Annotated in this window: 9 protein-coding genes; 5 read left to right on the forward strand and 4 right to left on the reverse strand. The window is 50.5% G+C overall.

The features are described from left to right. Nucleotides 1-108 precede the first annotated feature (108 nt). Nucleotides 109-528 carry a desulfoferrodoxin family protein gene (locus ABD892_RS22020; protein WP_345198331.1) on the forward strand — a complete coding sequence of 140 codons (420 nt, stop codon included), beginning with the start codon at nucleotides 109-111 and terminating at the stop codon, nucleotides 526-528. On the opposite strand, the gene ABD892_RS22025 is transcribed toward ABD892_RS22020, so the two are convergent. After that, nucleotides 529-1899, reverse strand: coding sequence for an MBL fold metallo-hydrolase RNA specificity domain-containing protein (locus ABD892_RS22025; protein ID WP_345198332.1), 1371 nt, complete (start codon nucleotides 1897-1899; stop codon nucleotides 529-531). A gap of 231 nt (nucleotides 1900-2130) precedes the next feature. Here ABD892_RS22025 and ABD892_RS22030 point away from each other — a divergent pair, with 231 nt between their 5' ends. Continuing rightward, complete coding sequence (locus tag ABD892_RS22030; protein WP_345198333.1) at nucleotides 2131-2739, forward strand: MarC family protein; 609 nt, start codon at nucleotides 2131-2133, stop codon at nucleotides 2737-2739. A 63-nt stretch (nucleotides 2740-2802) separates the two neighbouring features. After that, on the forward strand, nucleotides 2803-3435 hold the full coding sequence (locus ABD892_RS22035; protein ID WP_345198334.1) for a DUF2846 domain-containing protein: 633 nt from the start codon (nucleotides 2803-2805) through the stop codon (nucleotides 3433-3435). 51 nt (nucleotides 3436-3486) lie between these two features. On the opposite strand, the gene ABD892_RS22040 is transcribed toward ABD892_RS22035, so the two are convergent. Continuing rightward, nucleotides 3487-4254: an enoyl-CoA hydratase gene (locus ABD892_RS22040; RefSeq protein WP_345198335.1), complete on the reverse strand. Its 768-nt coding sequence runs from the start codon at nucleotides 4252-4254 to the stop codon at nucleotides 3487-3489. 113 nt (nucleotides 4255-4367) lie between these two features. Between ABD892_RS22040 and ABD892_RS22045 the strand changes: the two genes are divergently transcribed. After that, nucleotides 4368-5909, forward strand: coding sequence for a PhoPQ-activated protein PqaA family protein (locus ABD892_RS22045; protein ID WP_345198336.1), 1542 nt, complete (start codon nucleotides 4368-4370; stop codon nucleotides 5907-5909). Here ABD892_RS22045 and ABD892_RS22050 read toward each other — a convergent pair. Then, nucleotides 5879-6817, reverse strand: a complete 939-nt coding sequence (locus ABD892_RS22050; RefSeq protein WP_345198337.1) for a 2Fe-2S iron-sulfur cluster-binding protein — start codon at nucleotides 6815-6817, stop codon at nucleotides 5879-5881. The two genes, ABD892_RS22045 and ABD892_RS22050, sit on opposite strands and share 31 nt — an antisense overlap. 198 nt (nucleotides 6818-7015) lie before the next feature. Between ABD892_RS22050 and ABD892_RS22055 the strand changes: the two genes are divergently transcribed. Next, nucleotides 7016-8536 (forward strand): fumarate hydratase, encoded by a 1521-nt coding sequence (locus ABD892_RS22055; protein ID WP_345198338.1) that lies wholly within the window; start codon nucleotides 7016-7018, stop codon nucleotides 8534-8536. A gap of 58 nt (nucleotides 8537-8594) precedes the next feature. Here ABD892_RS22055 and ABD892_RS22060 read toward each other — a convergent pair whose 3' ends face one another. Further along, nucleotides 8595-9356, reverse strand: a complete 762-nt coding sequence (locus tag ABD892_RS22060) for a GNAT family N-acetyltransferase (RefSeq protein ID WP_345198340.1) — start codon at nucleotides 9354-9356, stop codon at nucleotides 8595-8597. Nucleotides 9357-10085: the final 729 nt, after the last annotated feature.

The raw sequence follows: 10085 nt of genomic DNA on the forward strand, positions 1-10085 counted from the left end.
ATTGATTGTCGATGTATTCTGCCATCTCTGTGGGGGCGTGGCCACTCTCTCAGGTGCATTCATTGCTAGGCTTGTGCAGCATGACCCGGGAGGTAGAGGTGCGATGCAATGACTGAAGGCATGATGAGAAGAACGTTCCTGCATTACGGATTGATGGCTGGCACGGCATCAATGGCGCTGGGGCTGGGACGGGATACCCTGGCAGAGGCTGTACAACCGATTACGCTGACCGGTGGTTGGCAGAGCCGGGCGGGTGGTGATGCTCACATTCCGGATGTGACGGTCTGCCGGGAAGGGGAACTGGTGCGCATCGGCATTGTGGTTCGGCATGTTCAGACCGTTGCGCACCATATTTCCGCTATTCGTCTTTATGATCATCAGCGTCAGGAGCTGTGCGGCATGTCATTTCATGCCGCCCTGTCAGTGGCTGAAGGGCTGTTTGTGCTGCGCCTGCCGCCGGGCAGTGTCCTGTTTGCGGTGAGTGACTGCAATCTCCACGGGCTCTGGATGAAACGTTTCAGTGTCTGATCAATCGGGATCAGGAATCTCAATCGTTGTGCCCAGTTCCGGTACTTCAGCAGACCAGCCAAAGCGTGTATGAATATGCTCTGCCAATGACACCGATGCCGTGGGTTCACCGTGGGTGATCAAGACTTTTCTGGGGGGCTGGTGTACTGCTGTGAGCCAGTCGAGAATCCCCTGGTAATCGGCATGGGCGGACAAGCCTTCCAGGTTATGAACATCCGCATTGATCGTCACCTGCCGGCCGTGGATTTTCACCTCTCGTGCGCCATTCACCATTTTTTCACCGCGAGTGCCGGGCGCCTGGAATCCCATGAATACGATACTGTTACGGTGATTGGGTGCCAGGGTGGTCAGATGATGCAGGACGCGTCCACCACTGGCCATACCACTGGCGGAGATGATGATGGCAGGAAACGTGCGCCGGTTCAGCGCCATGGATTCTTCCATGGTGCGTACATAAAGAGTGCCGGCATCAATGCGCTCGCAGTCTTCACGGGTCAACCGGTGTTTCTCCGGGTGCTGGTAGAACAGCTCTGTTGCCTTGATGGCCATGGGACTGTTCAGGTAGACCGGTAATTCACGGGGAATACGGTTCTGGCGCTTGAGCTGGCTGATCATGTGCAAGGCCAGTTGTGCCCTGCCAACCGCAAATGCGGGCATAAGGACAATGCCGCCCCGTTTGGCCGTTTTGTTGATGATTTGCTCCAGAGTCGACAGCGAATCGGTTTCGGTATGCAGTCTATCACCGTAGGTGGATTCCAGTACCAGGTAATCGGCCCGGGGCATCGGATCGGGAGGGTACATGATGGGGTCATCTGCACGGCCAAGGTCACCGCTGAAAGCGAGCAGGTGTCGTCCGTTAAACACCTCCAGTGTACAGGCGCCCAGAATATGGCCTGCTGGCCTGAGCCTTAAGGTCAAACCGTTGCCGATATCGTTGATGCTGTCGAGAGACAGGGGGCGAAACAGTTTCAATGCACGGCGGGCGTCTTCTTCGGTGTAGAGCGGCAGTGCTGGCTTATGCCTGGAAAAACCATGTTTGTTGGCAAAACGGGCATCTTCTTCCTGAAGGTAGCCGGCGTCAGGGAGCAGTACACGACATAAGTCTCTGGTTCCCTGGCTGCAATAGACAGGGCCATCATAGCCCTGTCTGACCAGGGCGGGCAGATAACCACTGTGATCAATATGTGCATGGGTCAGGACAACGGCATCAATATCTTCTGCCGGTATGGGTAAGGGTTGCCAGTTTCGACGACGATAGTCTTTTAGTCCCTGGTAAAGCCCGCAGTCGACCAACAGCCGGAAACCGTTAAATGTCACCAGATACTTCGAACCGGTGACGGTACCGGCAGCCCCCAGAAATGACAGTTGCATGCTTATTACTTCCCCCGTTTGGAAACGATCAGGGTGTTCTTCCCGCTTAATAGTATGCCTCTTGGCATGGGCGATTATTGATCTGTATCGGTTGGCTGCGGACTTCCGTCAGAAGGTCATTGCCAGATTTTCGTTTTACAAACAATACGCTACATAAAGGGGTTGGTGGTAATGAGTGATTTCTGATACATAACGCGCCGACAGTAACGGAATAACCTCAGGTGGTACCCAATGGAGAATTTAGTTAAAGATTTCATGATGTTGTGGTCGACGATTGACCCGGTAGGAACGCTGGCACTGTTCACCGGACTCACCGCACGATTGTCTGCCCAGCAACGACGAAAAACCGCGATCAAAGCGACACTGTATGCGAGCATGGTGCTTATTGCGGCATTGATTCTTGGTCAGCTGATATTGACAGCCATGGATATCAAGCTGATCTCGTTACAGCTGGCCGGTGGTGTCATCCTGTTTTTGTTTGGTCTGCAAATGATCTTTTCTACGCATATTCAGGAATCCGGGGAAACAGAACCCGGGCATGACCTTGCCGTATTTCCATTGGCAGTACCTTCCATCGCGAGTCCAGGGGCCATTATGGCCGTCATTACATTAACGGATAATCATGTAAAAACGCTTTATGAACAGACGGCAACGGCGGCGGTTCTTATGCTGGTATTGCTGGTGACCTGTGGTTTGATGCTGATGGCTGACCGTATTTTCAAGGTGATTGGTCATAACGGTTCAGCGATCATTGTCCGTATCATGGGCATGATACTGGCGGCACTTTCGGTTGAACTCATCATGACCGCAATCGGTGTTGCGCCATGGATGACTACCTGATGCATAGCACAGCCTGAAAAAAACAGGCAGAATGAGCACGCGACTGTGTGGAGAATAACAATAATGAAATTACTCAGCCGAATCAGCGCTGTGCTGTGTGCTCTTTATCTGCTGACTGCCTGCAGCTCCTGGGACAGGACGTTCGGGGCCTACCTGAAACCTGTTGAAGGGGAGTTGTATAGGGCGCAGGCTGTTCCTGAGCTTGATAATGCGCATGTCATTATCTATCGCCCCTACAGTGAGTGGGCCGAGGAAGAGCTGGAAGCGCCGACGGTTTATGTTAACGGTGAGCCTGTCGTGAATATCAGCAGTAATGGCTATCAAATGCTGGCGCTGACACCGGGTCAATATCAGTTTATGCTCAAACGTCCGTTTTTTGGGTTGGATCTGTTTTTTCTGGAAGATTCCTTTCTAGCTGAGCAGCCTATCAACTTCAATCGCATCGCCAGCTTTTCCCTGGATGTGGCTGGAGGGGCGACTTATTATCTGCGTTACGCAGAGTTAACCTCGCCAAGACTGGATCCAGCAGCAGTTGATATGCCGCTTGGCGATGGACCCATGCAGTTTGTTTCTCACGCATCGGCTAAAGCAGAGCTGGAGCAGACCCGGCAATTGAATCCTGTTGTTAAGCTGTCAATACCGGTTCAGGATACAGCACCTCAGGTAGTGGGAAATAAATCCTGGTGGTGGTTCTAGTTGTTGAATGGTCAGGCGGCGCATACTGCCTGACCCATTTACGATAAACGTTTACTCAAATGGACTGAAGTCTGCTGGACGTTTCTGCATAAACGCCATCATCGCCTCCCGAGCCTCCGGTGACGAAAGGCGCTCCACAAAGGCTGCGCCTTCCCGGGCTATTTGTCGAGAGACCTGTTCTTCCAGTGGTTCTTTCATGAGCTGCTTAGCCATGCGGATGGCTGCCGGTGGTAAAGCGGCAATTCTTCGTGCCTTGTCCAGCGCTTTTTCCTGGTAATCCTTATCAAAAACGGCATTTGCGATGCCTGTGTTGACGGCTTCCTCGGCACTCATGGTTTCACCCAGTAATAGCAGTTCTGTTGCCCGACGATGACCGACCAGCGCAGGTAGTAAAAGGCTGGAAGCGTATTCTGGGCAAAGCCCCAGTTTGACAAAGGGCATCTGGAGTCTGGCGGCAGGTCCCAGGTAAACGAGGTCGCAATGCAGTAGCAGTGTCGCGCCAATGCCGACAGCTGCACCGTTCACGGCGGCAATGACCGGCTTGCGGCATTGCTGCAGTGTGCGCATGAAACGAAATACCGGGCTGTCCGGCCCGGATGGAGGGTGGGACAGGAAGTCCTGCACATCATTCCCGCTGGTAAAACAGTCCTCGGTACCGGTGATGAATATCGCTCGTATGTCGCTCTTGTCATCCGCCTGCTGCAATGCGGCTGTCATGGCATCATACATGGTGTGCGTCAAGGCGTTCTTTCGTTCAGGACGAACAATCCGGATTTGCAGGATATGTTCGACGACTTCTGTTTGTATGGATTCGGTCATGTTCAGGCACCCGCCCTGTTATCGTCATTTTGTCAGTGGGCCGGGGCATTATGTCATACCCTGTAGGGGCACGATATGACTACTCTGACAAGGTATAAACCAGGAATAATGGCATGGCTTGCGCAAGTTTCATGTTTAACAGCGGTCGGTTAGTGGTGCTTGTACTTGCTGGCGTACTGGCGGTGATGCCCGTATTGTCTGCCTGCGGGATGAGAAAGGATGGGGGTAGCCCTGTGCACAGGACTGCGTTGGATGACTATATTCAGCAACCGGATAATAGTTGGGAATGGACGCTGGAAGGGGAAGCGTGGCAAAACGTTGCCGATGTTCCCAGCGCCAAAGTAAAGCTTTACCAGGTCAGTATGGTCTCACAGACCTGGTCTGCGGCGATGAAATATGGTGTTTCTGAGCCGGTCTGGCGTCATCGCCTGATGATTTACCGCCCGGAGGTTGTTCGCTCAGAAAAGGCGTTTTTGTTCATCGATGGGGGGACTCGATACCCTCGAGACCCTGAACATGGTGATGTGACATACGATGTATTCAATCAGGTTGATTTCGCCAAAATTGCAGCCACTACCGGCGCGGTCGTTGTGGACCTGAAAGATGTACCGAATCAGTATCTGCGCTTTGCTGATGGTAAGCCGCGAAAGGAAGATGATCTTATTGCCTGGACCTGGTATCACTACCTCAAGGATTCTGAGGAAAGTGCAGCATTGCTGTTGCAGTTTCCGATGGTCAAGTCCGCTGTACGGGCGATGGATACTGTTCAGGCCGTTTTGTCGTATAAAGGCATTGATGTTGAGCGTTTTGTGCTGGCGGGAGCTTCCAAGCGGGGATGGACCGCATGGCTTACTGCCGCTGTTGATAAGCGAACTGATTCTCTCATACCTGTCGTGATTGATATCCTCAAAAGCGAGGCGTTTATTGATCATGTCTATAAAGCGCATCAGGGGCCGATACCTGCACTCAGTGATTATTATGCACCTGAACATGATGTCTTTTCTTATGTTCATACCCCTGAAATGTATCGTTTGCTGATGTTGGTGGACCCCTATCGCTACCGTGATCGCCTGAACATGCCCAAATATATTGTGACTGCGTCAGGTGATGATTTTTTTCCACCAGACTCAGCGAAGCTCTACGTGCAAGAACTTGTGGGGCCGACGTGGATACGAACGTTTCCCAATAGTCGACATTATGTTTTCAGGGATCCCGGTGGCTTGGCGCGGGCTACGGATACATTTGAAGCGTTTTTCGGTGCAAGGGTTGAAAACCGGACATTGCCGGATGTGAACTGGAGGCGTCCAGGGGTGGGTCGGCTGGCTGCGAGTATGCCGGTTTGCCCAAAACGTGCTGTTTTATGGCAGGTGACCAATCCTGAGGCTCGCGATTTTCGAATGACAGCGCTTTCTCAGAACGGGTTGCAGTATAAACCCGAAAACGTGGAGATTGAGCGAGTAGAACCTTGCCAGTTCAGCATTGATATTGAGTCGCCCAAGTCTGGGTGGACGGCGTGGTTTGTTGAGCTGGCTTTTGATAATGCACCGTATCCCGACATGGTTGTGACATCCAGTGTTTCCGTTATTCCTGATTTATACCCAGGGTCATCGTATACCGGCGATAATCAGTCGGGTAGTATGGGGGCAAAGGGTTGAGTGACGAGCTGGGTGTCTGGATACCTTCTTTTTTTTAGTGTGTGCTCTAAGGTGAGCACACTGTCACTCTGACCAATCAACTTGATCTGTGCATTTTGGAAGCGACGTTCTGCCAGGAGTTCATCAATCTTCTCTATAGGCGCTTGTAGAGTGATCGTCTGCAGCAGTGACTCAGGCAGATCGTTATGGCGGAGGTAAAACGTTTCGGGTGATTCGGTGTCTGCGTGCAAGAGTGTTACAAGAATCGATGATGGATTGTGCAAGAGTGTGTCGCGGGTGATCGCCATAGCGGCACCAATACCAACGCCGCTGCCAAATAGGATGGTGGGTTTGTCATCCCGGTCTGGCTGGTAATGACACTGGCCGGCCAACTCACTGAGTGTCACTTGGGTGCCGCAAGCCGCTTCATCAAACAGCCATCGGCTGAATGTGCCACCGACCCGCCGTTCCACATGAATCAGCAATTCGCTGTCCTGTTCGGGTTGTGACAGAAGACAGTAACGGCTGCTGTCGGTTGCATTACGCCACAGCAGGATGTGCTGTCCAGGGCGATACTGCAGCGGGAGGCGTGGTGCCAGCCTAATCGCGAGCAATGTTGGAGAGAGAAGGTCTTTCCCGGTGATCACCGCTGGTTGTGGTTGAAGGTGGCGCTCAGGTAAGCGAACGGTGATATCGCTGGTGGGGTAGCATTGGCAGGCTAGGAAAAAGCCACTTTCTACCTGGTCTGGTGAGAGGTTGGAACAGGCCTCTATAGGTACTGAGCCGTGGGTGGTCTGCATCAGGCATGAGTGGCATAGCCCGGCCCTGCAGGACCATGGGATGCGGCAGTGCTGTTCCAGCAGTGTATCAAGGAGTGAGTTCCCTGGCGCTGTTTGAAAAACTCTATCACCAAAAACGATTTGTACCATCGCCTCTCTCATTGAAGCCGTCTGTTAAAATTTTTTCGAGTGTAACCGAGTTGTGTTGGACAAAGAATCCCCCTCTTTATGGATAGTGGTATACTCCGACCACACCTTTACAATAATGCATTACCGTGTTCAGCCGTGGCGATGGATTTGTTCGTCGGAAGGCGAGCGGATACGCCAGTCAAAGGAGTCCGGAAAACGATGACTGTTATACGAGAAGAAGATTTTATACAGAGCATTGCCGACGCTTTACAGTTCATTTCCTATTACCACCCGGTTGACTTCATCAAGGCTGTCCACGATGCCTATGAGAAAGAACAGTCGCAGGCTGCCAAGGATGCCATGGCGCAAATTCTGATTAACTCTCGTATGTGTGCAACGGGGCGACGTCCTATCTGTCAGGATACCGGTATTGTGACGGTTTTTCTTAAAATAGGCATGGATGTTCGCTTTGATACCAAGCAAGGGGTAGAAGACTTGGTCAATGAAGGGGTTCGGCGTGCTTATATGCACCCCGATAATGTGCTGCGTGCTTCCATTCTTGCCGATCCTGCGGGAAAACGGACAAACACCAAAGATAATACGCCGGCTGTTATTCACACTAGTCTGGTACCCGGTGACATAGTGGATGTTCAGGTGGCTGCCAAAGGCGGCGGATCTGAAAATAAATCCAAGTTGGCCATGCTGAATCCGTCAGATGATATTGTTGAATGGGTGGTCAAGACTGTCCCTACAATGGGTGCTGGTTGGTGCCCGCCGGGTATGTTGGGTATCGGCGTTGGAGGGACGGCAGAGAAGGCAGCCGTACTGGCTAAGCAGTCCTTGATGGATCCCATTGATATTCATGAACTCCGTGACCGAGGCCCTCAGAGCAGAGTTGAAGAGCTTCGTCTTGAAATCTTTGAGGCGGTTAACAAGCTTGGTATCGGGGCGCAGGGATTAGGCGGTTTAACGACTGTTCTTGATGTCAAAATCATGGACTATCCAACCCATGCAGCCTCTAAGCCTGTGGCCATGATTCCGAATTGTGCTGCTACCCGACATGCACATTTTACCCTGGATGGCTCCGGTCCAGCCGTTTTGACACCTCCTTCCATGGATGATTATCCGGATATTACCTGGGAAGTTGGAGACAGTGTTCGTCGAGTCAATCTCAATACGATAACGGCAGAAGATATTCGTGACTGGCAGCCTGGTGAAACCGTATTGCTTTCAGGAAAAATGCTTACAGGTCGTGATGCTGCGCACAAACGTATGGTGGATATGCTTGCCAACGGTGAGACATTGCCTGTTGATCTGAAAAACCGTTTCATCTATTACGTTGGGCCAGTTGATCCTGTACGCGATGAAGTGGTCGGACCTGCCGGTCCTACGACCTCAACCAGAATGGATAAATTTACCCGCACCATGCTCGAGCAAACGGGGTTGATTGGCATGATCGGTAAGGCTGAACGTGGCCCTGCTGCGATTGAGGCGATTCGCGATAATCAAGCGGTGTACCTGATGGCGGTCGGTGGTGCGGCTTATCTGGTTGCGCAGGCAGTTAAGCAGGCCAAGGTGGTAGCATTCGATGATCTTGGCATGGAAGCAATTTATGAATTCGATATAGAAGATATGCCAGTAACGGTGGCTGTTGATAGCAAAGGAACATCTGTTCACCAGACGGGGCCTGAAGAGTGGCGTGACAAAATTGCACAGTTTGAGCCGGTGAAAATCAGCTGATCACGTTACTAAAAAAAGGGGGAGGAATCCCCCTTTTTTTAGTTAATGTCTTCTTCTTTCAGAGAAACCGATTGACGTAACGATGCGTATGCCGATTAAGCTCATGCAGATCCAGAAGAGTAAACACATCAGCGACACCAAAATCGCGATCCCAACTGGGTTCCCCGCAAACTTTTGCGCCCAGTCGAAGGCAAAACTTGAGAAAGGGGGGGATAGATGTGACGACATTGTCGGGAAGATCCACCTGCGGTAATGGCACAAGGGGCGTTGCCTTGATGCGGCTGGTATCCATATAGTTTGCACGAAGTATACGCATAATCGCTTCCGCCTGAATGCCTCCATCATCCATGCTGATGCTGGCACAGCCAATGAGGAATCGTACCTCGGTATCGGTTGTTGTCAGTACCTTGGAAAGCGCCTGCCAAAGGCTGAGAATGGCACTTCGATTGCGATAGTCTTCATGAATACAGACTCGCCCCAGCTCAAGAATGGGATCTGGTAATTCTTTAAGACCCGGTAAGATAAACTCATTTTCACTGTAAAAAGAGCCAATTAACTGGGCTTTCTGTTCGGTCAGCAGGCGGGTTGTGGCAATGGTCTGGTTGTTACTCCTATCCTTCACAATAAGATGGCGGCAAAGGGGGTCAAAGCTATCGTAATCCATGCCGTTTTCACAATGTGAAAACCGTGCGCCAAAGGTCTGATTAAAAACACTGTGCCGTAGCCTCATGATGGCTTCCATGTCATCACGAGTGACAGCCATACGGGCTTCAAACGGTGTACTATTGCTGTTTCTGCTTTTTCTGACTGTCGTCGGCATTGAGTTCTACCTGTCTTTAGTCATGGCCATCAGAAGTAATATATAAAGTACCTGATTTATTACGCTGTCCTGATTACTATTACCATTCACACAGTACCGTTTCGTTAGTGATAGTCATGGTTTTCTCTCCGAGTGTTTAAAGGAGAGCCCAAAAAATTACGTTTAACCATGGACAATGCCAAGGTTATATAAGGATAGACTTCTGCTTCAAAGACGCCCGTTAAATAGTGATTTTTATATACAAACGTCAGTGTGACGCCGACATTCGGTTAATGTACGTTTGTTCTCATATTAACCTATTCAAAGTAGGTTTTATGATGTAAATAGAAAAAACGTGCGATTAATAGTGCTTGGGTATACGATCTTGAAAAAGTAAATGGCAGTTTTTGTTAGTTATGGATGTAATGTTGTTTTTGTTTGAGTGTGATATGGTTTTTATTTTCTCTGTGTGTTCGGTAAATACAGTTATATGTTTTTTCTTTTGGTGTTAGAGTATGCTTTGCGCATAATAAGTGGATTTTTAGCATTTGTCATATATGCGCAGAATACGTTGAATGTTTTGGTTTTATAATAGATTGAGTGTATATCAAAAAGTGAAGTGGGCGTTTCTGCGGATCAGCTTGTTGTCGGTGGTTTTAAATAAGGTGTGAAGTGGTTATAGTTTTCCGGACACACAAACAAGGGTAATCTTGAAACCCTATTAAGGTGTGTGAGCATGTCGGAAAAGAA

The sequence above is a fragment of the Kistimonas scapharcae genome (genome assembly GCF_039540975.1).
GTDB classification, from domain to species: domain Bacteria; phylum Pseudomonadota; class Gammaproteobacteria; order Pseudomonadales; family Endozoicomonadaceae; genus Kistimonas; species Kistimonas scapharcae.